24 protein-coding genes and 2 pseudogenes are annotated in these 24859 nt (G+C 64.1%); 11 read left to right on the top strand and 15 right to left on the bottom strand.

Going from position 1 to position 24859, the window contains the following annotated elements; translation table 11 throughout:
* On the top strand, positions 1 to 1031 hold a 1031-nt coding region (locus tag L810_RS48060), incomplete at its 5' end, for a PIN domain-containing protein (protein ID WP_441294012.1).
* A gap of 13 nt (positions 1032 to 1044) precedes the next feature.
* Here the strand turns inward: L810_RS48060 and L810_RS06725 are convergent.
* From L810_RS06725 to L810_RS48910, 5 genes are all read right to left on the bottom strand, one after another.
* Positions 1045 to 3669 (bottom strand): ATP-binding protein, encoded by a 2625-nt coding sequence (locus L810_RS06725; RefSeq protein ID WP_021157598.1) that lies wholly within the window; start codon positions 3667 to 3669, stop codon positions 1045 to 1047.
* Positions 3670 to 4319: 650 nt separating this feature from the next.
* Positions 4320 to 4739 carry a hypothetical protein gene (locus L810_RS06720; protein WP_042973556.1) on the bottom strand — a complete coding sequence of 140 codons (420 nt, stop codon included), beginning with the start codon at positions 4737 to 4739 and terminating at the stop codon, positions 4320 to 4322.
* 92 nt (positions 4740 to 4831) lie between these two features.
* Positions 4832 to 5188, bottom strand: a complete 357-nt coding sequence (locus L810_RS46920) for a hypothetical protein (protein WP_155836128.1) — start codon at positions 5186 to 5188, stop codon at positions 4832 to 4834.
* A gap of 2 nt (positions 5189 to 5190) precedes the next feature.
* The gene (locus L810_RS06715; protein WP_021157596.1) at positions 5191 to 6312 is read right to left on the bottom strand and encodes a hypothetical protein; all 1122 of its coding nucleotides are present in this window, start codon (positions 6310 to 6312) and stop codon (positions 5191 to 5193) included.
* A gap of 565 nt (positions 6313 to 6877) precedes the next feature.
* Positions 6878 to 7483, bottom strand: coding sequence for a BPSL0761 family protein (locus L810_RS48910; protein WP_257008805.1), 606 nt, complete (start codon positions 7481 to 7483; stop codon positions 6878 to 6880).
* A 21-nt stretch (positions 7484 to 7504) separates the two neighbouring features.
* Between L810_RS48910 and L810_RS06705 the strand changes: the two are divergent.
* The 3 genes and pseudogenes from L810_RS06705 to L810_RS06695 all read left to right on the top strand — a co-directional run.
* Positions 7505 to 8416 (top strand): annotated as a pseudogene (locus L810_RS06705) (IS256 family transposase); the annotation flags it as partial.
* Positions 8417 to 8579: 163 nt separating this feature from the next.
* The gene (locus L810_RS06700) at positions 8580 to 9197 is read left to right on the top strand and encodes a LysE family translocator (protein ID WP_021157593.1); all 618 of its coding nucleotides are present in this window, start codon (positions 8580 to 8582) and stop codon (positions 9195 to 9197) included.
* 107 nt (positions 9198 to 9304) lie between these two features.
* Positions 9305 to 9553, top strand: coding sequence for a hypothetical protein (locus tag L810_RS06695; protein ID WP_027790093.1), 249 nt, complete (start codon positions 9305 to 9307; stop codon positions 9551 to 9553).
* A 60-nt stretch (positions 9554 to 9613) separates the two neighbouring features.
* Here the strand turns inward: L810_RS06695 and L810_RS06690 are convergent, their stop codons facing one another.
* From L810_RS06690 to pobA, 7 genes are all read right to left on the bottom strand, one after another.
* A complete protein-coding gene (locus L810_RS06690; protein ID WP_021157591.1) occupies positions 9614 to 10972 on the bottom strand; it encodes an MFS transporter in 1359 nt (452 codons plus the stop codon).
* A gap of 299 nt (positions 10973 to 11271) precedes the next feature.
* Positions 11272 to 11658, bottom strand: a complete 387-nt coding sequence (pcaC, locus tag L810_RS06685; RefSeq protein ID WP_021157590.1) for a 4-carboxymuconolactone decarboxylase — start codon at positions 11656 to 11658, stop codon at positions 11272 to 11274.
* A gap of 10 nt (positions 11659 to 11668) precedes the next feature.
* Positions 11669 to 12454 (bottom strand): 3-oxoadipate enol-lactonase, encoded by a 786-nt coding sequence (gene pcaD / locus L810_RS06680; RefSeq protein ID WP_021157589.1) that lies wholly within the window; start codon positions 12452 to 12454, stop codon positions 11669 to 11671.
* 16 nt (positions 12455 to 12470) lie between these two features.
* Complete coding sequence (locus L810_RS06675) at positions 12471 to 13829, bottom strand: 3-carboxy-cis,cis-muconate cycloisomerase (RefSeq protein ID WP_021157588.1); 1359 nt, start codon at positions 13827 to 13829, stop codon at positions 12471 to 12473.
* Between the two features lie 88 nt (positions 13830 to 13917).
* Positions 13918 to 14574 (bottom strand): CoA transferase subunit B, encoded by a 657-nt coding sequence (locus L810_RS06670; protein ID WP_006482308.1) that lies wholly within the window; start codon positions 14572 to 14574, stop codon positions 13918 to 13920.
* A 13-nt stretch (positions 14575 to 14587) separates the two neighbouring features.
* Positions 14588 to 15304: a 3-oxoacid CoA-transferase subunit A gene (locus L810_RS06665; protein ID WP_021157587.1), complete on the bottom strand. Its 717-nt coding sequence runs from the start codon at positions 15302 to 15304 to the stop codon at positions 14588 to 14590.
* 143 nt (positions 15305 to 15447) lie between these two features.
* Entirely contained in the window at positions 15448 to 16680 is a 1233-nt protein-coding gene (gene pobA / locus L810_RS06660) for a 4-hydroxybenzoate 3-monooxygenase (protein ID WP_021157586.1), read from the bottom strand.
* Positions 16681 to 16796: 116 nt separating this feature from the next.
* Between pobA and L810_RS06655 the strand changes: the two genes are divergently transcribed.
* The 3 genes from L810_RS06655 to L810_RS06645 all read left to right on the top strand — a co-directional run bounded on the left by L810_RS06655 (position 16797) and on the right by L810_RS06645 (position 19248).
* Positions 16797 to 17723: a LysR family transcriptional regulator gene (locus tag L810_RS06655; RefSeq protein WP_021157585.1), complete on the top strand. Its 927-nt coding sequence runs from the start codon at positions 16797 to 16799 to the stop codon at positions 17721 to 17723.
* Positions 17724 to 17812: 89 nt separating this feature from the next.
* Positions 17813 to 18445 carry a GTP cyclohydrolase I FolE gene (gene folE, locus L810_RS06650; protein WP_021157584.1) on the top strand — a complete coding sequence of 211 codons (633 nt, stop codon included), beginning with the start codon at positions 17813 to 17815 and terminating at the stop codon, positions 18443 to 18445.
* The gene (locus L810_RS06645; protein WP_021157583.1) at positions 18445 to 19248 is read left to right on the top strand and encodes an SDR family oxidoreductase; all 804 of its coding nucleotides are present in this window, start codon (positions 18445 to 18447) and stop codon (positions 19246 to 19248) included. The genes folE and L810_RS06645 overlap by 1 nt, the downstream gene beginning before the upstream one ends.
* Positions 19249 to 19289: 41 nt before the next feature.
* On the opposite strand, the gene epsC is transcribed toward L810_RS06645, so the two are convergent.
* The gene (epsC, locus tag L810_RS06640) at positions 19290 to 20210 is read right to left on the bottom strand and encodes a serine O-acetyltransferase EpsC (RefSeq protein WP_021157582.1); all 921 of its coding nucleotides are present in this window, start codon (positions 20208 to 20210) and stop codon (positions 19290 to 19292) included.
* A 137-nt stretch (positions 20211 to 20347) separates the two neighbouring features.
* Complete coding sequence (locus L810_RS06635; RefSeq protein WP_011356723.1) at positions 20348 to 20581, bottom strand: hypothetical protein; 234 nt, start codon at positions 20579 to 20581, stop codon at positions 20348 to 20350.
* 278 nt (positions 20582 to 20859) lie between these two features.
* Between L810_RS06635 and L810_RS06630 the strand changes: the two are divergent.
* The 3 genes and pseudogenes from L810_RS06630 to fnr all read left to right on the top strand — a co-directional run bounded on the left by L810_RS06630 (position 20860) and on the right by fnr (position 23170).
* A pseudogene (locus L810_RS06630) lies at positions 20860 to 21269 on the top strand (DUF3005 domain-containing protein).
* A gap of 583 nt (positions 21270 to 21852) precedes the next feature.
* Positions 21853 to 22320: a universal stress protein gene (locus tag L810_RS06625; protein ID WP_021157579.1), complete on the top strand. Its 468-nt coding sequence runs from the start codon at positions 21853 to 21855 to the stop codon at positions 22318 to 22320.
* Positions 22321 to 22423: 103 nt separating this feature from the next.
* On the top strand, positions 22424 to 23170 hold the full coding sequence (gene fnr, locus L810_RS06620) for a fumarate/nitrate reduction transcriptional regulator Fnr (protein ID WP_042973551.1): 747 nt from the start codon (positions 22424 to 22426) through the stop codon (positions 23168 to 23170).
* Between the two features lie 56 nt (positions 23171 to 23226).
* Here the strand turns inward: fnr and L810_RS06615 are convergent, their stop codons facing one another.
* Positions 23227 to 24120, bottom strand: coding sequence for a LysR family transcriptional regulator ArgP (locus L810_RS06615; protein WP_039344521.1), 894 nt, complete (start codon positions 24118 to 24120; stop codon positions 23227 to 23229).
* A 110-nt stretch (positions 24121 to 24230) separates the two neighbouring features.
* Between L810_RS06615 and L810_RS06610 the strand changes: the two genes are divergently transcribed.
* A complete protein-coding gene (locus tag L810_RS06610) occupies positions 24231 to 24851 on the top strand; it encodes a LysE/ArgO family amino acid transporter (protein ID WP_021157577.1) in 621 nt (206 codons plus the stop codon).
* Positions 24852 to 24859 lie beyond the last annotated feature (8 nt).

The following is a 24859-nucleotide window of genomic DNA, read 5'->3' as shown; positions in this document are numbered from 1 at the left end:
CACCATCGCCGAAATCCGCAGGTCTTGAGAAGGTACTGGCCTACAGTCCCGCTGTATATCTGGCCGCCTCGGCATCAGGCGTTCTCGACAACCTTATCTCGGAGGAAGAAGGCAACAAGAGCAGAGCGAATATGGCAGAGAAAGATGGCCGTATCGTTCTGACTGAACTCGACGATGCCTATCACGAGAGGCGGCGCGCGTATCTTCATCGCCTGCGCGAGTGCGTTGACAAATACTGCCAAGTTGTTCCCGTCTACGGAGTTGAGGACCCGCCCCCCGACCTTCTTAAATTCCGCGAATTAATCGACGAAGAGTCATACGATGCGCTCCTTCTTGCCCTGGAGAAGAATGCCGTCTTCCTTACGCTGGACGGCCGTCTTCGGGAGCTCGCGAATGTCGTTGGTGGCATCAAAGGTGTCTGGCCACAGGTATACGTCGCTGCTGCAGTCGACGCGGGCTTGTGCTCAACCGGCGAGTATGCGCAGTTTGTATTTACGAGCCTTATCAAGCGTCGTTCGCACATTGCAATCAATGCGATGGATTTCGTTTGGCTGCTATCACAGCCGACGGACTTTCAACATTTTGCGATGCGCGCGTTGCTGAAATATATGGCTAACCCCTCTGTCGAGTGGAGAAGCGCTGTGCTGTTCGTCAGCGAGTCGCTCAATCGCATGGCGGTGGCTGGCGCGACGCTCGTTGCCTTACGTCGAATTATCGAAACCTTAGCGCCTCTTCTGTTCGCCCGCGGGGACGCAGACGCCGACCTTGTTCATGTTTCAATGGAGTTGGGCGTCGCCCAGATTGTGAATACAGGGTTTGAGCCCGCGCGAGCACATCCGATGGAGGCACCGAAGGTTGCAGAAGTTCAAGCCCTTTGGCGGCGAGTTCTCTCCGCGTCGATATTTAAAGCTCGCCGTTTGGCAAAGGAGCAAACCGTGGATGAGCTTGCTTCGCGTTCGCTCAACGTTGCCCCTGTGTACTGTTGCACCCGGCCTATGTATCGGGTCAATGAGGCAGCCAAGTCAGGCTAGCCACCATCGTCATTCAGCGGTTGCGGAGCCCCGCGACGGCCGTATCCAATGCCGTGACCGATTCCACAATAGTTCGAACGGTGGCGCGGTCGAATTCATGGTCACGCTGCGCGTCGTGTACGCCACTGTTGAGGTAGCCCCATTCGATACTTCCCGAGGCAACTCCGAGCAGGTGGGTTAGGGCTGCGACGGCTTCTGGTGCGCCGGCATGCTGGGCTGCGATGCGCTCCACGGCGGACTTCAACTTGGCACATTTGTTGTTGAGTTCCCATGGTGAGCGTGGTCCGCCAAGCTTGATGTCGATTCGCCCGTCTCCACGGCGGCCCAGCCAACTCCAGAGGCGGTCGGTCAAACTCTCCAGTGCTGGTCGAGCCTGGCGGAGCGCCTCGCGCTTTTCGTCGCCTGCCAATGCCTGCTGGGCCAACAGAACGTAGTTTTTCACCGGCGGGTCGCTGTCGACACGAAGTTCATGCTCTCCATCGTGCGGCAGGAACTTGTAGCGCCTGATGTCCGCGGCGCGCCGTGCTCCCAGTTCCTGCTGGATGCGATGCAGAAACTCCTCGGCATGGGAGGTCAGAATAACCTGCTTGCCGACCAGGTTGTCATCTTCGAAGAAGGTGCGCCAAATACCGTCGCGATGCTCATCATCGATTGCATTGACCACGTCATCGAAGATAACGACAGGGCAGCCCTGTGCGATGTTCTTTGCAAGCAGAATCGCTAAACCCAAGCACTTGATGTGACCTTCACTGAAGACAATCAATGCGTCGTAGCGCACATTGGGTTCGGCGGCAAACTCTACTTCGATTTTTCCGTTCTCCGCGACGGGCAGCCAAAGCCGATGCAGCAGGTCGCCAGGTGAATCACCGCGATTGAATGCGTTGTATAGTGCGCGGGCTTCTTCGCCCAACCCCTGGAGCAGTATCCCGGGCAGCGCGGCGAGATAGGCTTGTATCTCGGGAAGGAAACCGTCATAGGCCGCTTTGACACGGAGATTGTGCGCTACGACAGGTACTTCTGCAGCGACCGCCTCGATGAGTTCCCGATTAACAACGGCGAATTGGGCTACAGTTTGGCGCGCTGTGGCCAGTTCCTGGTCTGCCGTCGCACGCAACGTTCGTAGACGTTCGACCTCGAGGTTATGCTGGTTCAATCTGTCGCGCTCTTGCGCTAACGCGCCGCGCTGCGCATGCACTTCACTGGCTTGAGCGTCGAGGCGTTCGATGATTTCGACTATCTGCAGCAGGGCGTTCCACGGGCGCCTTTCACCATCGACCCACACGCCTAGCCATTCGCCTTCATGCCCGGCGGGAAGCTGCGGAAGGGCTACGGCCTGAAGGTCTGCAGCGCACACGTTTGCAGCGACCGTGACTGTCCGGCGCATTTCGTTCCACAGCGCTCGCATGGCGTCGCTCAACTCTGTCCGAAGAGTCGCGTCGCGCTGCTGAAGGACAGCCAACTGCGCAAGCTGTTCCAGTCCCGCGCGAGCTCTTGCAAACGGGTTTTGGGTGACAGCGGCAAGCCCTGTCCCACATGCCGGACAAGCTGCTGCCCCGTCCGCAAGTGCAAGTACCGCCTCGTAGAGCTTGGCGTACGACACTTCGTTTGCGCGCGCCGCGAGCTGTTTGGATGTCTCCTGCCAGAGTGCATGTATTCGATAGGCGTTGGTCAGTAGCGCTTCCAGGTTCGCTTTTGTCACCCCGTGGATTGCTGGGGGGACGGCGTCGAGCTGGCCTTGTACGTAGGCCAGACGCCCCTGTTGTTGCGGGGTGCCAAGCAGCCAGTCCACGCAGGCCTGATATGCCGTGTTTGGCAACATACGCTGAGCCTGCTCCCGCTCAAGATTCTCCAGCATTGCGATTTTTTGCGGGTAGGCTGCAATCGTCTGCTCGGAGTTAGCCAACTGCTGTCGACGTTGTGCGAGCTGTGCCGCCTGTGGGCCCTGAAGCATCAAATCCTGGTCAAGCGACGGGTTGAAGCCGCGCACGAAGTCGCTGAACTCATCCACGCCGAACAGCGTCGCGATGAGCTGTCGCTGGTCGCCTGGCGTTCGCGCCGCGATGCGAGCGAAGTCGTCGAGTCGGTTCTTTTCGATGAAGCAGAAGCGATACTCGGACTCGTCTGGGTTCACGACCTGGATTTGGTCCCCGTTTCTCGCCGAAAGAACTGGTGCGGCGTGGCGGCGAAGGCGGGCATTGTTGCAATAGATTCTCTGGTCCACGCGCTTGACTCGCGCTTCGCTGATGGAACCGAGCATTGCCACTTCCAGAGCTTCAAAGAAACTGCTCTTACCGGTGCCGTTGGCGCCGTAGACCAGGGTGATGTCGCGGCTGAGGTCGAACGTTTCCTGCTGCATGAAGCCTCGAAAGGGCCCAACCTCTAGCTGCTGTAGGCGCCCGAGCGCCGGTGCCGCCTCTGGCGCACGCACGTCTGCCTCGAACGCAGCCTGTGCTTGCGCTAGATGCGCCACGGCCAGCGGCGCCAGGCGAGTAGAACGCCCGCGGCGCGCGGCGCCGACCTCTGCGAGTGGTTGCAGATGGGCAAAGACAACATTGGCGAGGCGGCGGACGTCATCGTGCACCTGTTGCTGAGCCAGGTAAGCGAGAAAGCGGTGGTATTCTGAGTGAACGCTAGTCATGCAGCCTCTCGGTAAAGAAAACCGTCTGCGGTGCGTTTGTGGCTTTGTTGTTCGGTGCTTCCGCGTGTTGCCACGAAATCAGCACTAACGTTGCCTGCCATCTGGGATTGAAACTGCTCAGGATAAGAAACATTCGCTCGGCCGCTTGCGTTTCTTGGCAGTAGCATTTGCCCGCTAGATACTACAATTCCGCGGCCAAAAATAACAGGTGTAGCAGCGGAATAGGTGCGTAGCGGGAGGCGGATTTAGAGCCTGACGAAGGAAGGCCGATGGTGTCGGCCGGAATTTGGCTCAGTCGAGAGGACGCGGCAGGCCGGCTGCCGGATGGATAGCCGGGAAGATGGTTCTCTCTACTTCGATACGCCCGCAACTTGCCGATGTGTGAAATGAAAAAAGCTCCAGCTGTCCCAAGCTGGAGCGAAACATGACGGGCATCACGAGGGGTGGACCGAACGGTACAAAGACTCGGTCAGTGATTCGACGGCGCCCGAGAATGTATGCCGCTCAATCAGGGAATAATTCTAGCGGGAACGCTCCTTCGTCGAAACCGCACAGATGGAACTGCGCTGTTGTCATTTCGACTAGGGATACGATGGAGATTGTTGGACGCATCCGTCGAGACATCGATGGCGGTGTGTGCGACGTGCCACTTACGATACGTGGCTATCATCCCAATCATCGTCGTCGCCGCTGCCATTGTTCCGGTCGCCGAGCGGCGGCAGCGGCTCACCATATTCGTCGAGGTTGCCGTAGCGGTCCTCGTCATCGGCGATGTTCGCAGCGTCAACCCCCGGCGCCGCCTCGTAGACGTCAGCGATGACCTTTGACTCGGGCTGACCGCTGTCTTTAGCGAGGACTGCCACGGCTTGCTGGGCTTCTTGCGAAAGCTCGTTCTCCGTCGCCAGCCAGTTGGTTTGGTGCATGTTGCAGATGTCGTTCACGCGTTCGCGATACTGGAAGCTCTTGGCAAATTCACTAGGCGTGAGGCCGATATTCTGCATGTCGCCAGTTCCCACTTGCGACGCGGGGAGTTTTACATCGTCAGGCATATGTGCCATTTTCTGCTCCATCAGACGGATTCTTGGGGTGCATAGCTCGTATCGTCGAACAGCCCTCAGGCTGTCCGACAAATTAGCTATATAGAAAGCGTTTAGGGCGGCACTCAGTCGGCCCCGCCCATGCAACGGCTAGTCGGAATTGCGAGCGCTGGCGGCGCTGCGAATGCCTTCTTCATAGGCGCGACGTACCTCATCCACCAGTTCCCGAGAGAACTCAAGCTCGACAAGCACACGGTCCAGCGGAAGGGCGTAGCGCGCGCCAAGTTGGCCGGCAACAGCCGCACCGGCAATACGGCTCGAGCGTTGCAACGATTCCGAGATACAACGGCCCGAGACAACCCGAGCACATAGTCTTCCTTGTAGCGCGACATTTCACATGTGCCAGGTGCTTCAGCCGCGTCGAGGCCGGCCTGGAAGCCGACGTCGACCAGCGATTTCGCTGCGTTGGATTGCTGGTTCATGGCTACGTGCCCTCCTTGCAGGCGTCGCCGTCACGTGACGCGGCCGCTTGCATGCGTACCTTTTCATCGGCGAGCGTCGCGTCGGCCATAGCCGCACGGAGCTCGAGCTCTGCGTACGGATACGCTTCGGCGATGCGGCGGTAGTACAGCGCTTTTTCTTTGTCGGGTGCGACCTTGTGGGAATAGAACCCCTCGGGGTCGTCGCCATCGCGCACTTCCGACGGGTCGGAATAATAGTGGAACAGGTAGAGGGCCGCCTTCCAGTGACCGTGGTCGGCGGCGCGTTCCAGGATGCGAATGACCGCGCTGATTTCTTTGGGCGTAGCTTCGGAGTCGGCGAGGCTGGCCGCTGCGTCTGCCAGTTCCGCGTAAATTAAACTCGCGCAGGGGTCCGCATCAAAATCCTCTTCGCTTGCCTGCACGACCAGGTTCCGCGCTTGCTGGCGATTTTTGCGGTTCCAGCCAACTGTGAGGAACCGGGCAAGCCGGGCCTTTGCGTAGGGATTAAAGAGTGAGACTGCGCGAAGAATGCGAAAGCCAACCTCCGCTTTTTCGTCTTCTTTGAGCTTTGCAATGATGTCGCACGCAAGGTCGCCGGCTCGCATGCGAATTCGCTCGGCCCATGCGGGCGCGGCCCAATGCACATTTTCGATTATGAGGCGCACCTCCGCCTCGGTCGGAAGAGTGAGGGTCGTGCGGCAGAAGGCCATCATATAGTCGCAATACCGCTCACTGCCCGTGCTGCCGCGCTTTTGAGCCGCGAAGTAGTTTTCGACGTCCAGCTCGGGATAGCGCGCCGAAGGCTGCCACTCGCGAACGAACTGAGCCACGAGCTCCGTGTTCGACGAGATATTTCGCGCAGTGAGGAACTGCAGCGCGCGAGCGTTTTGCTCTATGCGACGACTGACGAAGCATTGCTCGTCGTCTTCGTCAAGTGGTGATGGGGATTCAGCGTTTGCCCACGACGTTTTCATCTCGCGCCACGAATCGAACGCGCACAGGACAAAGGCGGTCAGGTCTTTCGATGCGATTTGCGCAGCGGCGCCCGGGAAATGCTTGAACAGGAGTTCGTCGCAGCGCTCGGCTGCTCGAATGGGAACTCTTGAATTCTTGAAGTACATCATAGCGACCTCAAACGGACGTCAACAGTTAAGCTCCGACGCTTTCGCGTGGGAACCGGAGGAATTCGTGCCAGTTTTTCTACTGACTCGAGTTTCTCGTAGCTGTTGCGTTGCCCGTAGGGCCGAATGGGACGCACGGCGGCGGAACTCCCAACTACCTTCCGCGCCACCCAAAAGAGACCGAACATTCCGACTGGGGTCAGCGTCGGACGCTTCCGAGTGTCTGGTCTCGGCGACAAATATACGAGACAAGCCCCCGACAGGTCAACAGGAGTCGCGCCCGATATAGATGCGGCCGCTCAATCACGCTTCAGTGCGAAATGCCTGGGGCGCAGGGCGGACTTGACGGTGCGGCGGCACTCATCAAGAATCCGCCCCCAATTCTGTTTGCGACGGCGACGACCGTTGGAGCCAGGTTCTCGATGGCGCGAAACAGGATGCCGAGAACTGATTCAATCTCGGCGGCTGAGTGCGCCGCCTTCGGGATGATTGCGCGCACCATAGCAGATGGACCTTGACTGGGCGTGCGCCTGTGTGAATAACCACAGACAAGCAGAAATATCAGGGTTTACGTCCGCCGATTGCGCACGAGTTCAGTCTTGGCGAGCCGCGTGCGACAGCATTCCAACTCCTTGTTGAGCGTGTCTATTTGGGATTGCATGTTCCCTGCTTGCTGCAGAAGCCGTCCTACTTCGTACCAGTACGCGTAGCCTAAATCCCCATCGGCGAGTGCCAGCTCACGAATTCTTCGAAGGGCGACTTCTAGGTTAACTTGGTTGTCTGAATGCATTTTGTGCGCCTCGTTAGCTTGCCTCGCCGGGCTGACAGTAACCTGTTTCAAGTCTCGGCAATTGAAATCGCCATCGTTACCGACATCGGGCATGCCGAGCAATCTCTCCTTGGATGAGCGTCGCGTAGGATGTTGAAGTGCGGCAGGCAGATTTTCACGATGTCCATCTTCCACGCGGCGACCATGGCGCGCAGCAGGGGACCAGACGTTGGGAAGCGCCGCTGCTGACACATCAAGGTCAACGTCCAGTGGACAGTGTCGAAGGAGCCGCACTGCCTCCGCTCCGAGGTCGCACTTTTTCGCGCAGTTGATGTCCGAAGCGAGTATCTGCAAATAATTGCGCGTCTCGACAACTGCCTTGGTACGTTCATGTGCCGTGGTCATATGCTGTCGGCTCCGATGCCCGGCTTCGACGATCATGTCATCAGCATGTATGCGCGCGGCATGAGCGTTCGCGAGATTCAGGGCCATCTGCTGGAACTGTACGGACTGCAGGTATCGCCCGATCTGATTTCGACGGTCACCGACGAGGTGCTGGCCGACGTCGAGCAGTGGCAGCAACGCCCGCTCGAGGCCATGTATCCGATCGTGTACTTCGACGCGCTGCGGCTAAAGATTCGCGACGAAGGCACGGTCAAGAACAAGGCGGTCTATCTGGCACTGGGTATTCGCGCCGACGGCCGCAAGGAAGTGCTGGGTCTGTGGATCGAGCAAACCGAAGGCGCCAAGTTCTGGCTGAAGGTCTTCAACGAGCTGAAGAATCGCGGCTTGCACGACATCCTGATCGCGGTGGTCGACGGCTTGCGCGGCTTCCCCGAAGCGATCGAGGCGGTCTACCCGGCCGCGCAAATCCAGACCTGCATCGTGCATCTGATCCGCAATTCGCTGAATCTGGCGAGCTGGAAGGACCGCAAGCCGCTGGCGGCCGCGATCAAGCCGATCTACCAGGCCGCCACGGCCGAGGCAGCAGCAGCAGCGCTCGATACCTTTGCACAGAGCGAGTGGGGTCGCAAATTCCCTACCGTCGCGGCCATGTGGCAGCGCCAATGGGAGCAGGTGATTCCCTTCTTCGCCTATCCGCCCGAGGTCCGTCGAATCGTATATACGACAAATGCCATCGAGAGCATGCACATACAGTTGCGCAAGATCGTGAAGAATCGCGGCCACTTCCCGAGTGACGAAGCTGCCAGCAAACTGCTGCTTCTCGCCTTGCGCAACATCGAAAAGGATTGGAAGATGCCGCCTATCACTTGGCGGCAAGCAGTCAATCAGTTCGCCATTCTGTTCGGCGAGCGATTCACTGCCGCAATCAGCTGAGATTTTTAACCGACCTCAGCACACGAAATTCCTGACAGGTCCACCCCACAGCAACACCCTCCCCCCGTACCGGCAATCGTCAATCAAACTGTACCGGTACTGTACAGAAAACCGTCGCTAAACTGACCTCCATCCCAGTCCAGAACAGAATGGAGAATCCGCGATGGAATTCCTCACCCTGAGCGCGCTGCCCGCCGGCATGCTGTTTGCGCTCGTCACGTCGATCACGCCCGGCCCGAACAACACGATGCTGCTCGCATCCGGCGTCAATTTCGGTTTCCGCCGCACCATGCCGCACCTGTTCGGCATCAGCACCGGCGTCGCGATCCTGATGCTCTGTGTCGGCTTCGGCCTCGGCGAAGCATTCAAGCGCCTGCCGCTGCTCTATACGATCCTCGAAGTCGCGAGCGTCGCGTACCTGCTGTACCTCGCGTGGCGCATCGGCACGTCGGGCGAAGTGAAGGCACACGGCGGCAAGCCGCGGCCGATGACGTTCATCGAAGCCGCCGCTTTCCAGTGGATCAATCCGAAGGCATGGATGATGGTGCTGACCGCCGCGACGACGGTCCGCCTGTCCGGCGACTACGGGATGAACGCCGCGTGGATGGCCGTCGTATTCATTCTGATCGGCTTTCCGTGCATCAGCCTGTGGGCCGCGTTCGGGCTCGGCCTGCGCCGCTTCCTGTCGAATCCCCGCGCGCTGCGCCTCTTCAACGTGACGATGGCCGTGCTGCTGATCCTGTCGCTCTACCCGCTGATCGCGCACCTGCTGCCGCAGTGAGCGCTCACAGCGTGCCCGTTGAGATTCGTGCCAGGCAGGCGTACCCTTTTGGTACGGGCGCGCGCAACCGCTTCGCCGGTTGCGCCGCTGCTGCCGGGAGAGTGCCGATGAAGCCACTGCTGAGGGCGGGTGAACACATCGAGGGGATGCACTGGATCGCCGAGTATCGCCCGCTCACGCACGAGATTCGTGTGTTGCGCGAAGACATCGAGATCGGCATCTATTGCGCGCCGCCGACGATGTTCGGCGAAGAGGAAGACATGGGCGCCGCGAACCTCTCCGATCATCGCAGCCGGGAGGCTGCGCTGCGCGCGTATCTGCGCAATTTCGTGAAGGAACACGACGCGGAAGAATAACCGGCGGCCCGACGGCCGCCGTATCGGCGGGCCAGCGCATCGCACCGGCCCGCACTTCGCTCAATGCCCGAGCGATTCGATCTTGCCTGCCGGCTGCGTCACGCCATGCGGCCGCGCCATCTGCTTGATCAGCAGCGCGACACACGCGAGCAAGCCCGCGACGGCGATCGTCGCGAACACGCCCGCGAACGAAAAATGCCGGCGCGTCAGCTCGGCGACGAGGAACGATCCCGCAATCCCGCCGAAGCGGCCGACGCCGAGCATCCACGCGACACCCGTGCCGCGCCCCTCGGTCGGATAGAACGCGGCGGCGAGCGCCGGCATCGACGATTGCGCGGTGTTCATCAGCACGCCGGCCACGAACACGACCAGCACGAGCAGCCCGACGTTGCCGGCCGCCTGCCCGATCGCATACACGCTGACGGCCGTCAGCGCGTAGCACACGGCGATCACGCGGTTCGCGTTGAAGCGGTCCATCAGCACACCGCACAGCACGGCACCCACACCGCCGAGCGGGAACAGCGCGGAGATCAGCGTCGCGCTCTTCGGCGTCAGCCCGGCATCCTTCAGCAGGATCGGCATCCAGTTGATCGACGCGTAGAAGATCACGAGCCCCATGAAGTACGCGAGCCACAGCATCACCGAGCCGACGATGTACGAGCGCGACAGCACGACGCCGAGGCCCTTGCTGCCGGTCTGCGGCGCGGCTTCGGTCATCGCGAACGAACCGGCGTTCAGCGCGTCGCGCGAGATCCGCGCGAGCGTGGCGCGGACCTTGTCGACATGCTGGCCGCTCGCGACCATGAAGCGCACCGATTCCGGCATCTTCAGCAGCAACAGCACGCCGAGCAGCAGCGGCGTCACGCCGCCGAGGATCAGCACGCTGCGCCAGCCGAAATGCGGAATCATCCACGCGGCGAGGAAACCGCCGAACGCGGCGCCGAGCGGGAAACCGCAGAACATCAGGTTGATCACGGTCGCGCGGCGCTTGTCCGGGCAGAACTCGCCCATCATCGTGACCGCGTTCGGCATCGCCGCGCCCAGCCCGACGCCGGTGATGAAACGCAGGATCGTCAGGTGCCCGATCGTATTCGAGAAAGCGGACATCAGGCATGCGACGCCGAACAGGAATACCGAGCCGAGCAGCAGCGAACGGCGGCCGAGCCGGTCGGACAGCGGGCCCGACACGAGCGCGCCGCACGCGAGGCCGAACAGCGCGGCGCTGAGTACCGGTGCAAGATCGGGCTTGGTGAGGTTCCATTCACCGAGCAGCGACGGCGCGATGAAGCCGATCGCGGCCGTATCGAAGCCGTCGAGCAGCACGATCACGAAACACATGAGGAACACGAGCCATTGAAAGCCGCCGAACGGCTGCTCGTTGATGAAGGTCTGGACATCGACCACGGGTGCGCGATTCATCGCTAGTCTCCTGTGTCGATCCAGGTTCGCGCCTTGGCGTCTACCTGGATCCCATGCGTCGTGGTCGACCGGCGTTGGCGCGTCAGCGCTTACTCCGGTCCCCAGCAACGCTAATAATGTATGAGCAATACGGCATGGCAGCCGCGCCCTTCCTTTGTTCGTCCACCAATCATCCGGTGTGCCGTGCGCCGATGCTCTGCCGGCGCGTTCATCGATCCCGTCGTCGACGGCCCGCTTGCGACAGCGGGCCATGCGATGGGTTGCGGCCGCCCTCAGCCGGCCGCGCCTGACCGACCGTCTTACGCGGCCGCGTCCTGTTCCTTGAAGATCTTGTCCGCGAGATGGAACGCGGAATTCGCGGCCGGCACGCCGCAATAAATCGCGGTCTGCAGCAGCACTTCCTTGATCTCGTCGCGGGTCACGCCGTTGTTGCGCGCGGCGCGCAGATGGAGCGCAAGCTCCTCGCCGCGATTGAGCGCCACCATCATCGCGATGGTCAGCAGGCTGCGCGTGTGGCGCGGCAGGCCGTCGCGCGTCCAGATCTCACCCCATGCATAACGCGTGATCAGGTTCTGGAATTCGTCGGTCACCTCGGTGCGGTTCTCGATCGAACGATCGACGTGCGCGTCGCCGAGCACCGCGCGACGCACCGTCATCCCTGCTTCGTAACGTTCCTGGTCGTTCATCGCCGGTACCTCACGCGGTCAGGAAATCGAGCAGCGCGCGGTTGAAGCCGTCGGTGCACTCGATGTTCGAAATATGCGCGGCGTCGAATTCGACGTGCTGCGCACCCGGAACCGCGGCGGCGAGCGCGCGTCCCTGGTCGGGTGGCGTCGACATGTCTTTCGCGCCGGTCACGACGAGCACCGGCAGCGCGATGCCTTTCACCTCTTCGCGCAGGTCGGCGGCATTCAGCGCGTCGCAGTTCGCCGCATAACCGTCCTTGTCGGTATGCACGAAGGTGTCGCGGATCGCATCGAACAGGCGCGGCTCACGCTCGACGAAGGCGTCGGTGAACCAGCGCGGCAGCACGGCGTCGGCGAGCGCGGCCATCCCTTCGGCGCGTGCCTTCTGCGCGCGCGGCGCCCACACTTCCGGCGAACCGATCTTTGCCGCGGTGTTCGACAGTACCGCACGCACGATGCGCGACGGGAAGCGCGCGGCCAGCGCCGCGCCCGTCAGCCCGCCCATCGAGATCCCGCAGAAATGCGCGCGATCGATGCCGACGTGGTCGAGCAGGCCGATCACGTCGCCGGCGAGCTGCTCGATCGTGTACGAGCCGGCCGGTGCTTCGGAGTGGCCGTGGCCGCGCGTGTCGTAGCGCAGGATGTTGAAGTGCTGCGTGAGCGGACGGATCTGCGGTGCCCACATCTGCAGGTCGGCGCCGAGCGAATTCGAGAAGACGAGCCACGGCGCGTCGGCGCGCGCGGCACGGTCGATCCGGTAATGCAGTTTCACGCCGTTGACAGTGGCGAAAGGCATCTCAAGGTTCTCCTGGTTATTTCGCGCCCGCGTGCAGCGCGAGCACGGCGTCGACATAGGCCTGCGCCTCGCCGACGTAATGTGCGGGATCGAGCAGCCGCGCGAGCGCGTCGCGCGACAGGTGCGCCGACACGGTCGCATCGGCGGCGAGCACATCGAACAGCGTCGAGCCCGTGCGCACGGCTTCCTTCGACGCATGCTCGACGACGTGATGCGCGTCGAGCCGGCCGATCTTGTCGCCGAGCGCGAGCATCACCGCTTCGCCGAGAATCAGCCCGCGTGTCAGTTCGAGATTCGCGGCAAGGCGTTCGGTGTTCACGTCGAGGCCCGCGACGATCTGCGCGATCTGCGCAAGCGCGCCGCCGGTCAGGCGCGCGAGATCGGGCAGCGCGTCCCATTCGGCCTGCCAGCCGCCGAGCGCACGTTCATGTTCCTGAACCATGCCCGCGAACACCGTCGCGACGAGGTTCGGTGCGCGCACCGCGGCGGTGAGCACCGCCGCGCAACCGACCGGGTTGCGCTTGTGCGGCATCGTCGACGAGCCGCCCTTGCCGGCGGCGGCCGGTTCGCCAAGCTCGCCGACTTCGGTCTGCATCTGCAGCGACACGTCGCGCGCGATCTTGCCGAGCGTACCCGTCAGCATCCCGAAGCAGGACGCGGCTTCCGCGATGCGGTCGCGCTGCGTGTGCCACGGCACGGCCGGTGCGGCGAGCTTCAGGTCCGCCGCCAGCGCGGCCGTGACGCCGGCCGCGTGCTCGCGCAGGCTCGCGAGCGTGCCGGCCGCGCCGCCGAACTGCAGCACGAGCGCGCGTTCGCGCAATTCGGCGAAACGCGCGCGATGGCGCAGCAGCGCGTCGAGCCATTGCGCGAATTTCAGGCCGAGCGTGATCGGCAGCGCCTGCTGCAGCCACGTGCGGCCGATCATCGGCGTCGCGCGATGCGTGCGCGCGAGCGCCGCGAGCGACGCACACGTTTCGTCGAGCATCGGCTCGAGCACGTCGAGCGTGTCGCGCAGCTGAAGAACGGTCGCGGTATCGATGATGTCCTGGCTCGTCGCGCCCCAGTGCACGAACTTCGCGGCCTCGGGGTCGTCGGCCTTCACTTGCGCGGTGAGCTGCTTGACGAGCGGAATCGCGAGATTGCCGCCGAGCGCCGCGCCGTGCGCGAGCGCGTCGGCGTCGAGCCGGCTTGCGTCGCACGCGCGTTCGATCGGCGCGACCGCGGCGGCGGGAATCACCTGCTGCGCGGCGAGCGCACGCGCGAGCGCGGCCTCGACGTCGAGCATCCGCTGGATCGTCGCGCGGGGCGACCAGATCCGGTTGAGCGGCTCGGTGCCGCAGATGAGGGAGGTCAGGCGGGCGCTGTCTTCGAGCATGGCATCAGATTGGGGAAACGGCGTGCGCCTATTGTCCACCCAAGCGCGCCGGCATGCGCGCAAACGCACGCGCCGGCACGTCGGTGGTTCAGGCAGCCGCCTTTTGCGTCGCGTCGATCAGCGGCACGCCGGTCAGCTTCTGCAGTTCGTCGAACGACAGGTCGGTGAAGATCTCGCTCACGGCCAGCCCGTCGGCCGTCACGTCGAGCACGGCGAGATCCGTATAGATACGGCTCACGCATTGCACGCCGGTGACCGGATACGAGCACTGCGCGACGATCTTGCTTTCGCCCTGCTTCGTCAGGTGCTCCATCATCACGAACACCTGCTTCGCGCCGATCGCGAGGTCCATCGCGCCGCCGACCGCCGGAATCGCATCGGGTGCGCCCGTATGCCAGTTCGCGAGGTCACCGTTCGCCGATACCTGGAACGCGCCGAGCACGCAGTAATCGAGGTGGCCGCCGCGCATCATCGCGAACGAATCCGAATGGTGGAAATACGCGCCGCCGGTGAGCAGCGTCACGTGCTGCTTGCCGGCGTTGATCAGTTCGTCGTCTTCCTCGCCGGGCGCGGGCGCGGGGCCCATGCCGAGCAGGCCGTTCTCGCTGTGCAGGAAGATCTCCTTGCTCGGGTCGAGGTGGTTCGCCACCAGCGTCGGCACGCCGATGCCGAGGTTCACGTACGCGCCTTCGGGGATGTCCTGGGCGACGCGCTTGGCCATTTCATCGCGGGTCAGTCGTTTCATCTGAATATCTCCCTCAAGCGGCTTGCGATGCAGCATGTTCGGCAGCCAGCTCGGCCGCATGCGCGGCCTGCGGCACCTCGACGACGCGCTGGACGAAAATGCCCGGCGTCACGATGTGTTCCGGGTTCAGCGCGCCGAGCGGCACGACTTCCGACACCTGCACGATCGCGACCTTCGCGGCGCTGGCCATGATCGGCCCGAAGTTGCGCGCGGTCTTGCGATATACGAGATTGCCCCAGCGATCGCCCTTGTACGCCTTCACGAGCGCGAAATCGGCGTGGATCGGCGTCTCGAACACATACGGCTTGCCGTCGATCACGCGCGTTTCCTTGCCTTCCGCGAGCTTGGTGCCGTAACCCGTCGGCGTGAAGAAGCCGCCGATGCCGGCGCCCGCCGCGCGGATACGCTCCGCGAGGTTGCCCTGCGGCACGAGTTCCAGCTCGATCTCGCCGGCGCGGTACAACCCGTCGAACACCTGCGAATCGCTCTGGCGCGGGAACGAGCAGATGATCTTGCGCACCTGCTTCGCCTTCAGCAGCGCCGCGAGGCCCGTCTCACCGTTGCCCGCGTTGTTGTTGACGATCGTCAGGTCGCGCGCGCCCTGTTCGATCAGCGCGTCGATCAGCTCGGACGGCATGCCGGCCGTGCCGAAGCCGCCGATCATGATTGTCGCGCCGTCGTGAATGTCGGCCACCGCCGACTGAAGCGATTCGAAAATCTTGTTGACCATGTCTCTTCCTGATACGAACCCGCGGCTCGATGCGCGGCCTGTCGAGGGGACACGCGCGTGCCGCGTGTCGCGCCGGGGCCGATCTCGATCCCGGCATTTGTTCGCTAATCGAACCTAGATTCGATTAGCGAACGATGGGCCGATCATAGAGTCGCGCACAGCGCGTTGTCAAGGCGGGTTCCCTCGGGGGCCGTCGCGTCGTCGAACGGCAGCCCGACGTAGTTTTCGGCGAGCGACTGCGCGGCGGCCCGCGAGCGCGTCACGTATTTCAGCTCGGCAAACTTCAGGCGATTGACGAACGGCGAATCCTCCGGCGACGAGTGCAGCATGTTCGTCATGAAGTACGAGAAGTGCTCGGCCCGCCATACGCGCTCGAGGCAGGTCGCCGAATACGTGTCGAGCAGCGTCGCGTCGCCGTTGCGGTAGCGCGCGCCGAGCGCGCGGGACAGCGCGCGGACGTCGGCCACCGCGAGGTTCATCCCCTTCGCGCCGGTCGGCGGCACGATGTGCGCGGCGTCGCCGGCGAGGAAGAGGCGCCCGTGCTGCATCGTCTCCGACACGAAGCTGCGCATCGGCGTCACGCTTTTCTGCGTGATCCGGCCCTCGGTCGGCGTCCAGCCCGTGTCGTTCGAGAAGCGCGTGTGCAGTTCGTCCCAGATCCGCGCATCGGACCATTCGGTGAGGTCCTCGTCGGGCTTGCACTGCAGGTACAGGCGCGTGACCGTCGGCGAGCGCATCGAGAAGAGGGCGAAACCGTTGTCGTGATGCGCGTAGACGAGCTCGTCGAGCGACGGCGCCGCGTCGGCGAGGATGCCGAGCCACGCGAACGGATACACGCGCTCGAACGTGTTCAGCCGCTCGGCCGGGATCGTCTGGCGCGCGATGCCGTGGAAGCCGTCGCAGCCGGCGATGTAGTCGCAGTCGATGCGGTCTTCGCGGCCGTCGGCATGCTTGAACGTGACGAACGGGTGTTCGCCTTCGACGTCGTGCAGCGCGACGTCGCTGACTTCGAAATGCATCTGGTGGCCATGCTCGACGCCCGCCGCGATCAGGTCGCGCACGACTTCATGCTGGCTGTAGACGGTGATCGCGCGCCCGCCGGTCAATTCGGACAGGTCGATGCGATGGCGCTGCCCGGAGAACAGCAGCTCGATGCCGTGATGCTCGAGCCCCTCGCGGCGCATCCGGTCGCCGAGGCCGGCGTCGTTCAGCGTATCGACCGTGCCCTGCTCCAGCACGCCGGCGCGGATGCGGTTCTCGCAGTATTCGCGCGAACGCGCTTCGACGAGGATGGAATCGACGCCTTGCAGGCGCAGCAGATGGGAAAGCAAAAGGCCGGACGGGCCGGCGCCGATGATGGCGACCTGGGTGCGCATTGTTCGTCTCCTGAACATTAATTCGAATCGTCGAACACATTTGAGCGCTTTCCCGACTATGCGGCAACGCGATTCAGGAGATATGTTGTATACGTTTTCAAGATACTGGCCTGGCGATGGAAACGCTCGATCTGAACCTCATTCCCTACCTCGTCGCGCTCGACGACACGCGCAACGTGAGCCGTGCCGGCGACCTGCTCGGCGTAAGCCAGCCGCGCGTGAGCACGGCGCTCGGCCGGCTGCGCGAGTACTTCGGCGATCCGCTGTTCGTGCGCACGTCGCGCGGGATGGAACCGACGCCGCGCGCGCTCGCGCTGCTGCCGGCCGCCCGCGACGCGCTCGCGCAGATCGAGCGCGGCCTCGTCGCACCGCACGACTTCGACCCGGCCGCGAGCACGCATACGTTCTCGATCGCGCTGTCGGACGTGGGCGAGATCGTGTTCCTGCCGAAGCTGCTGCAGGCGTTCGCGATGCGTGCGCCGCACGCGAACCTGCGCTCGGTCTCGCTCGCGCACGACGAAGTCGGCCGCGGCCTCGAAGCCGGGTCGATCGATCTCGCCGTCGGCTACTTCCCCGATCTCGACGGCAACAACTTCTTCCAGCAGCGGTTGTTCACCCACCGGTTCGTCTGCCTGATGCGGCGCGGCCACCCGTTCGAACAGGCGCCGCCGTTCACGGTCGAACAGTTCCTCACCTGCGGGCACGCGGTGGTGCGCGCCGAAGGGCGCAGCCAGGAGGTGCTCGAGAAATATCTCGCGAAGCAGCGCATGCAGCGCCGCGCGGTGCTCGAGACGCCGCATTTCATGAGCCTGCCGTTCATCCTGAGCCGCACCGACCTGATCGCGACGGTGCCGCATGCGATCGGCTATGCGTATGCAGCCGAGCACGCGTTCATCGTGCCCGTCGAGCCGCCGCTCGCCCTGCCGCGCTTCGACCTGAAGCAGCACTGGCATCGCAAGTACCACAACGATCCGCGCACCGCGTGGCTGCGCGGCGTCGTCGCGTCGCTGTTCAACGACGAGCAGGACGAGTGGCCGAAGTGAGCGCCGGGCCTCGCACGCGACCTGCGAAAGCATGAAACAATGCCCGGATTCCGCGCCGCCCCGGCGGCGGCATTCGATGGAGCAGATAGATGGCTAAAAAGAAGTCCGCGCGGCCCGAACCCGCCGCATCCCGTCCGAGCCGCGAAGAAGCGGAAGACGCCGTTCGCGTGCTGTTGCGCTGGGCCGGCGACGATCCCGCACGCGAAGGCCTGATCGACACGCCCGCGCGCGTCGTGCGCGCCTACGAGCAGTTCTTCGCCGGTTACGCGCTGGAGCCGCGCGACATCCTCGCTCGCACGTTCAGCGAAGTCGACGGCTACGACGAAATGATCGTGCTGAAGGACATCCGCTTCGAGAGCTACTGCGAGCACCACATGGTGCCGATCATCGGCCGCGCGCACGTCGCGTATCTGCCGAACCATCGCGTCGTCGGCATCTCGAAACTCGCGCGCCTCGTCGACGCGTTCGCGAAGCGCCTGCAGATCCAGGAAAAGATGACCGTGCAGATCGCCGACACGCTGTTCGACGTGCTGCAGCCGAAGGGCGTCGGCGTGATCCTCGAAGCCGCGCACCAGTGCATCTCGACGCGCGGCGTGCACAAGCCGGGCGTCGAGATGGTGACGTCGCGCATGCTCGGCACGTTCCGCACCGATCCGTCGACGCGTCGCGAATTCCTGTCGATCGTCGCGAATCCTTCTTCAGTCAACCTGACGAATACGTAATGGAGTCGACGAAGCAAACGGCGCACGCGCCCGTCGTGCTCGTGACCGGCGCCGCGCGCCGGGCCGGGCGCGCGTTCGCCGAGTATTTCGCCGCGCACGGCTATCGCACCGCGGTGCACTACGACCGTTCGGCCGATGCGGCGCAGGCCGCGGCCCGCGCGATCGCCGAACGTGGGCACGATTCGGTTGCGTTGCGGGCCGACCTGTCGGATGCCGAACAGATCACCGCGCTGATCGACCAGGTGTATGCGCGCTTCGGGCGCCTCGACGTGCTCGTCAACAACGCGTCGGTATTCTGGCAGGATCATTTCCCGAGCTTCGACCTCGCGGCGTTCGACCAGGCGTGGGCCGTCAACTGCCGCGCGCCGATCCTGCTCACGCGCGCGTTCTACGAACGGGCCCGCGCGGCCGGCACGCAGGGTGTCGTCGTGAACGTGGTCGACCAGAAGATCAAGGAAAACTTTCACCGCGACCATTTCAGCTATACGGTCGCGAAGGCCGCGCTCGGCAACCTCACGCAGATGCTCGCGCTGTCGTCCGCGCCGGTGCTGCGCGTGAACGCGGTGTTCCCGGGGCTGATGCTGCCGAGCGACGACCAGACGCCGGCCGACTTCGAACACGCGAGCCGCGCATCGACGCCGCTCGCGCGCATCGCGGGCCCCGACGACGTCGCGAGCGCGATCCTGATGCTGACGGGCAACGCGTACAACGGCGTGGATTTCGTCGTCGATGCGGGGCAGAACCTGATCCGCGTCGACCAGGACGTGCTGTACAAGCACCGCGCGCCCGACAGCAAGCACTGACCGACGCGCGCGGCGGCGGGCGCCCGGCGCCCGGCGCCGCGTTACGGCTTCTCGGTGCTCCCGCCTTCGCGAACCTTGCCCTGCGCGACGCTCGTGCCGGGCGGCACGCTGTGCGTGAGCCACACATTGCCGCCGATCACCGAACCGCGCCCGATCGTCACGCGGCCGAGAATCGTCGCGCCCGCGTAGATCACCACGTCGTCCTCGACGATCGGGTGCCGTGCGTTGCCCTTGACCAGCGCACCGTCGCCATCGGCCGGGAAGCTTTTCGCGCCGAGCGTGACGGCCTGGTACACGCGCACGCGCTCGCCGATGATCGCCGTCTCGCCGATCACGACACCCGTGCCGTGGTCGATGAAGAAGCTCGGGCCGATCTGCGCACCCGGGTGGATGTCGATGCCGGTGGCCGAGTGGGCGATTTCATTGATGAAGCGCGCAAGCAGCGGTACGCCAAGCTGGTGCAGCGCGTGCGCGAGCCGGTGGTGCATCATCGCCAGCACGCCGGGGTAGCACAGCAGGATCTCGGTGATGTGCTGCGCGGCCGGATCGCCCGCATAGGCGGCCTGGATATCGCTGACGAGCAGCGCGCGGACCGCCGGCAACTGCCGGCCGAATTCGCGCGCGATCTCGAACGCGCGTTCGTCGAGCTCGGCGAACGGCGTATCGGCATGTTCGGGCAGGAACGGCAGCGCGCGGCGAATCTGTTCGGACAGGATGCGCAGCGTGCTTTCGAGCGTGTGGCCGACGTAGAAATCGACGCTTTCGTCGGTCAGGTCCGGTGCGCCGTAGTGCGTCGGAAACATCGACGCGCGCAGGCCGGTCACAATCTTGCAGATCGCATCGCGTGACGGCAGTTCGCGGATGCCGCGCGGATGGCGCGTGCGATGGAGTTCCTCGCGCGACTCACGCAAGCCGGCGACGATTTCTTCCAGGCCCCACTGACGGGCGGGTGATGTCGACATATATCAATGCAGGCGGCCGCGCTCGGTCGCACGGCCGCTAATAAAGTGACGGGTTCCGCAAGATTACCGCGTTTTGTGCCCGCCAGCGGCACGCCGGGGATCGGCCGGACGGCCGAGGGCACCGAATCGCGGCAGCGTCAGATCGTGATGCTGCTGGCGTCGATCCATCGCACGGCCCAGTCGCGCGCGTGCGCGATCGCGTCGCCTTCGTCGTTGAACTGGAGCTCGATCGGGAAAAAGCGGTTCGCAACGAGCTCCCCGTCGCTCGATCGGGAGATCACGACGTAGGGCTTGAATGAACCGTCGCTGGCACGCGCGGGCGCGCAGTTCAACAGATAACCGCGGTGCGTGAAGGCAGTAGTCGCTTGCATGAATCCGCCACCTCTAGTCCCTTGCTTTGTTGTTCACTGCCCGTCTTTAAGGGTGCTGCGGCGCCCCGGCGCGGGCAGAGGCGGCGCGACTCAATCCCCTGTCGCCGCTTCGCAGGAAAAGAATCATACTCTGTAGAAAACGCGTCTTCTAGCTGAAATAAATCACGACAAATCAGTGCGCGTCGCGCGACCGCGGCGATCGCCCGCGCGCCTTTTCCCGTCATGCCCGGAACGGGATTTGCTTCGATCCGGAACGCTTCGCCGCGAGGAGAGCCGCGATGGAATCATCCGGTCAAACCGAGCGCTCGCGCCCACGCAGCATCGAGCTCGACAACGACGACACGCACGACAGCACGGTCGACACCGACGGCAAGAACCGCGAGGCGTCGCGTCTCGCCGGCGGCGGGCCGATCTCGCCCGACCAGATCACGCGCAGCAACGCGTCGCTCGTCAATGCGATGCCGGAAGCCGGCGACGGCTTCGCCGGGTTCGACAGCCGCCCCGGCGGCAACCATCCGGCGTTCGCGCTGCGTGCCGGATACATGGTGATCGAGAAAGGCTTCGACGCGCCGCCGGCGATGAGCGATGCGCCGTTCGCCCCGTCCACCGGATGTACGGCAGCACGTACTGGCCCGGCCACCAGCGGCGGCCGGAGCGCGTATTCGAGCTGACCGCCGTCCCGAGATAGCCGGCGCGGCGTTTGAATCGATCGTTCGTTTGCCAACCGGTATCGGCCGACAGCCGATGGCCGAGGATCGGCGCACGCGACAGTGCGCCGACCGTGTGCCGTCAACCGCGCGATGCAGGAACGAACGATTCCGCGCGACGGCGCCGGCGGTCTCATGCACGCCGTGAATCGCACCGATGCAGATGCGTTGATCGAGGTCATGTCGAAACGGCGCGATTGCGATTGAATGGCGACGGGGGCGATGCATCCGCGTGACCGTCGCGCGGTGTCGCCTCGATCGGCGCGCGTGGCGATGCACATGCATGCGCATGTGCCGCGCGCGACAACGCTGCCTGCGCATGCATTTCCACCGACGATGCGGACGACGGCGGGGGCCACGCCGCACGACACGCCTCGCACGTCACTGCATGCACCCTGTGCATGGCGTGCGCCGCGCAATCGGAGGCGGCACCGCCGCGCGGCACGACCGGCACCTCGCTGCAAAGTCCCGGCCATTGGTTTACCCTGCCTCGCAGCATCGCGCATCACCCAGCCCGATCGGCCATTCGGCCGACTTCGTTTCAACCCGCCACTCGGAGACACTATGTACAAGCGTATTCTGGTTGCCGTCGACGGCAGCGACACGTCCCGCCATGCGTTCGATGCGGCGCTGGCGCTCGCGAAATCGCACGGCGCCGAGCTGCAACCGTTCTACGTCGTCGAGAACGCCGCGATCTACTACAACGTGCCCGGCTACGATCCGTCCGTGCTGCGCGACCAGCTCGTCGCGCAGGGCGATGCGCTCGCGAAGGATTTCACGGCGCTGATGCAGGCAGCGGGCGTGAAGGGCGAGACGCGGCGGAGCGAAGCGACGTCGCTCAACGACGTATCGTCGCTGATCCTGGACGGCGCGAAAGCGTTCGGCGCCGATCTGCTGGTGCTCGGCACGCACGGCCGCCGCGGGTTCCGCCGTCTCGTGCTCGGCAGCATCGCCGAGCAATGCGTGCGCCACGCGACGCTGCCCGTGCTGCTGATCCCGGCGGCCGCCAACGCCGACGAGCCGGCCGCGTGAACGGCGTTCGGCATACGCGGCCGGTCGCGACGTTTTGTCACCCGACAGCGGCAAGTTGCGGTGGGACAATGATTCCGTCGATTCAATGCCGGAGTAAACGATCATGCTGACGCCCGTCGCCACACGTCCCGCCGCCACGCCTCATGCCGGTAGCTGGGCGCCTCGCCAGGCCGCCCACTGCTCGACGTGCGCGATGCGGCACCTGTGCATGCCGCAGGGGCTGGCGCCCGAAGCGCTCAGCCGCCTCGAATCGGTGATCTGCGCGGCGCGCCCCGTCAAGCGCGGCGAAGCGCTGTTCCGCGAAGGCGACGCATTCGACAACCTGTACGCGGTGCGCTCGGGTTCGCTGAAAACCGTCGCGACGCGCCACGACGGCCGCGAGCAGGTCACCGGCCTGCATCTCGCCGGCGAAGCGCTCGGCCTCGACGGCATCTGCGACGACACGCATCCGCGCACCGCGGTCGCGCTGGAAGACAGCTCGGTCTGCGTGATTCCGTACAGTGCGCTCAAGGCATTGTGCTCGGAAGCCGGTTCGATGCAGTTGCGCATGCACAAGCTGATGAGCGAACAGATCGTGCGCGAAACGTCGCAAACGATGCTGCTCGGTTCGCTGAATGCCGAAGAGCGCGTCGCCGCGTTCCTGCTCGACGTATCGTCGCGTTACCTGAAGCGCGGCTACTCGCCGTCGGAATTCAACCTGCGGATGACGCGCGAAGACATCGGCAGCTACCTCGGCATGACGCTCGAAACGGTCAGCCGCACGTTGTCGAAATTCCAGAAGCGCGGCCTGATCGAAATGCAGGGCCGCCACGTGCAGATCATCGATTTCGACGGCCTGCACCACGTCTGACGTGATGCCGCACGGCGCACATCTGGCGCGCCGCGCTACCTGCGTCACGCGACCGGTCAATCGAGGAACAGCGCGGCGCGCGCCTTCAGCGCCGCGCTGAAATCGTCGAGCCAGCCGATCGACAAACGCCAGCTCTGCCAGTAAAGGTCGATATCGATCGTTCGCCCGCGCGACATGTCGACCAGTTCACCCGCCGCCAGCTGGCGATCGACCATCCGGTCCGGACACATCCCCCATCCCAATCCCGTCTCGCATGCGCGCAGATAGCCCGCGACGTGCGGTATCCAGTGCTGCGGCGGATCGAGATCCGCGCGCGTCACGCGCCGGATGAAACGCGCCTGCAACCCGTCCTTCGGATTGAACATCACACACGGCGCACGACGCAGCGCATCGCGCGTAATGCCCGCGCCGAAGTAGCGTTCGTAAAACGCCGGCGAGCATACCGCGCGATAGCGGATCCGCCCGAGCCGCTCCGACCGGCATCCCTGGATCGGCTCGGCCTGCGCGGTCACGGCGCCCTGCACGCTGCCGTCGCGGATACGCGAAGCCGTGTAATCCTGATCGTCGATCACGAGATCGAGCAACGTTTCGCGCTCCGTGCAGAACGGCCCGACCGCGTCGATGAACCACGTCGCGACGCTGTCGTCGTTGACGGCCACGCGCAACGTCGGCCACGCGCTCGCGATCTGGCCGGGCAGTGCCGGCATCCGCCCGCCCAGCTCGGCCTCGAGCAGCTGCACGCGCTCGGTGTGACGGCACAGCAGCGCACCCGACGTCGTCGCGACGCACGGCTGCCCGCGCTTGACGAGCACGCTGCCGACCCGCTCCTCCAGCAATTTCACGCGCTGCGACACGGCCGACGGCGTGACATTCAGCTCCTTGGCCGCACGCTCGAACGAACCGTGCCGGATCACCGCCGCGAGGGCATCGAGCAACGCGTAGTCGAGCATTAGATTTCCTTAATCTGCATTAGGTGATTTAGCTTCTCTTATTTTCATGCTGACCGCAGACTAGCGCTACCCGATTCATCCGTCTACTGCTTCTCCTGCTGTCATCCATCATGAACTGGCTCGCTTTTTCCCACGGCGCCGCGCTCTGCGGGTCGCTCATCGTCACCATCGGCGCGCAGAACGCATTCGTGCTGCGGCAGGGCATCATGCGCTCGCATGTCGGCAAGATCGTGCTGCTGTGCGCACTGTCCGACATGATCCTGATCGGCGCAGGCGTCGGCGGCGCATCGGCGCTCGTCGAACGCTATCCGACCTTCGTCCATGCGGTGCTGTACGTGGGCCTCGCCTATCTCGCGTGGTTCGGCATCAACGCGCTGCGCCGCGCGTTCAAGCCGGGCCACGAAACGCTCGACGTGCGCGGCGATGCGGTCGCCCCGCCGCCGCAGAGCGGGCTCGCGATCGTGCTGATGACGCTCGCGTTCACGTGGCTCAACCCGCACGTGTATCTCGACACGTTCCTGCTGATCGGCACGGCCGGCGCGCGTGAACCGGAAGGCGCGCGGCTCGCGTTCGCGATCGGCGCGATGTCGGTCAGCGTCGTGTGGTTCCTCGGGCTCGGCTATGGCGCGCGATTGCTCGCGCCGTGGTTCCGCAAGGCAGTCGCGTGGCGCGTGCTGGACGGCGCGATCGGCAGCATGGTGCTGTTTCTCGCGGCCGTGCAGTTGCGGTAGGGAGGGGA

Origin of the sequence: Burkholderia sp. AU4i (genome assembly GCF_000466765.1) — a bacterium.
GTDB classification, from domain to species: Bacteria; Pseudomonadota; Gammaproteobacteria; order Burkholderiales; family Burkholderiaceae; genus Burkholderia; species Burkholderia cepacia.
The sequence above is the reverse complement of the archived record's forward strand: the minus strand, read 5'-3'. Positions and strand labels throughout refer to the sequence as shown.

Coding starts and splice junctions, on each gene's coding strand:
- L810_RS06725 (WP_021157598.1), bottom strand. CDS start 3,669: ATGACTAGCGTTCACTCAGAATACCACCGCTTTCTCGCTTACCTGGCT.
- L810_RS06720 (WP_042973556.1), bottom strand. CDS start 4,739: ATGGAGCAGAAAATGGCACATATGCCTGACGATGTAAAACTCCCCGCG.
- L810_RS46920 (WP_155836128.1), bottom strand. CDS start 5,188: ATGAACCAGCAATCCAACGCAGCGAAATCGCTGGTCGACGTCGGCTTC.
- L810_RS06715 (WP_021157596.1), bottom strand. CDS start 6,312: ATGATGTACTTCAAGAATTCAAGAGTTCCCATTCGAGCAGCCGAGCGC.
- L810_RS48910 (WP_257008805.1), bottom strand. CDS start 7,483: ATGACCACGGCACATGAACGTACCAAGGCAGTTGTCGAGACGCGCAAT.
- L810_RS06700 (WP_021157593.1), top strand. CDS start 8,580: ATGGAATTCCTCACCCTGAGCGCGCTGCCCGCCGGCATGCTGTTTGCG.
- L810_RS06695 (WP_027790093.1), top strand. CDS start 9,305: ATGAAGCCACTGCTGAGGGCGGGTGAACACATCGAGGGGATGCACTGG.
- L810_RS06690 (WP_021157591.1), bottom strand. CDS start 10,972: ATGAATCGCGCACCCGTGGTCGATGTCCAGACCTTCATCAACGAGCAG.
- pcaC (WP_021157590.1), bottom strand. CDS start 11,658: ATGAACGACCAGGAACGTTACGAAGCAGGGATGACGGTGCGTCGCGCG.
- pcaD (WP_021157589.1), bottom strand. CDS start 12,454: ATGCCTTTCGCCACTGTCAACGGCGTGAAACTGCATTACCGGATCGAC.
- L810_RS06675 (WP_021157588.1), bottom strand. CDS start 13,829: ATGCTCGAAGACAGCGCCCGCCTGACCTCCCTCATCTGCGGCACCGAG.
- L810_RS06670 (WP_006482308.1), bottom strand. CDS start 14,574: ATGAAACGACTGACCCGCGATGAAATGGCCAAGCGCGTCGCCCAGGAC.
- L810_RS06665 (WP_021157587.1), bottom strand. CDS start 15,304: ATGGTCAACAAGATTTTCGAATCGCTTCAGTCGGCGGTGGCCGACATT.
- pobA (WP_021157586.1), bottom strand. CDS start 16,680: ATGCGCACCCAGGTCGCCATCATCGGCGCCGGCCCGTCCGGCCTTTTG.
- L810_RS06655 (WP_021157585.1), top strand. CDS start 16,797: ATGGAAACGCTCGATCTGAACCTCATTCCCTACCTCGTCGCGCTCGAC.
- folE (WP_021157584.1), top strand. CDS start 17,813: ATGGCTAAAAAGAAGTCCGCGCGGCCCGAACCCGCCGCATCCCGTCCG.
- L810_RS06645 (WP_021157583.1), top strand. CDS start 18,445: ATGGAGTCGACGAAGCAAACGGCGCACGCGCCCGTCGTGCTCGTGACC.
- epsC (WP_021157582.1), bottom strand. CDS start 20,210: ATGTCGACATCACCCGCCCGTCAGTGGGGCCTGGAAGAAATCGTCGCC.
- L810_RS06635 (WP_011356723.1), bottom strand. CDS start 20,581: ATGCAAGCGACTACTGCCTTCACGCACCGCGGTTATCTGTTGAACTGC.
- L810_RS06625 (WP_021157579.1), top strand. CDS start 21,853: ATGTACAAGCGTATTCTGGTTGCCGTCGACGGCAGCGACACGTCCCGC.
- fnr (WP_042973551.1), top strand. CDS start 22,424: ATGCTGACGCCCGTCGCCACACGTCCCGCCGCCACGCCTCATGCCGGT.
- L810_RS06615 (WP_039344521.1), bottom strand. CDS start 24,120: ATGCTCGACTACGCGTTGCTCGATGCCCTCGCGGCGGTGATCCGGCAC.
- L810_RS06610 (WP_021157577.1), top strand. CDS start 24,231: ATGAACTGGCTCGCTTTTTCCCACGGCGCCGCGCTCTGCGGGTCGCTC.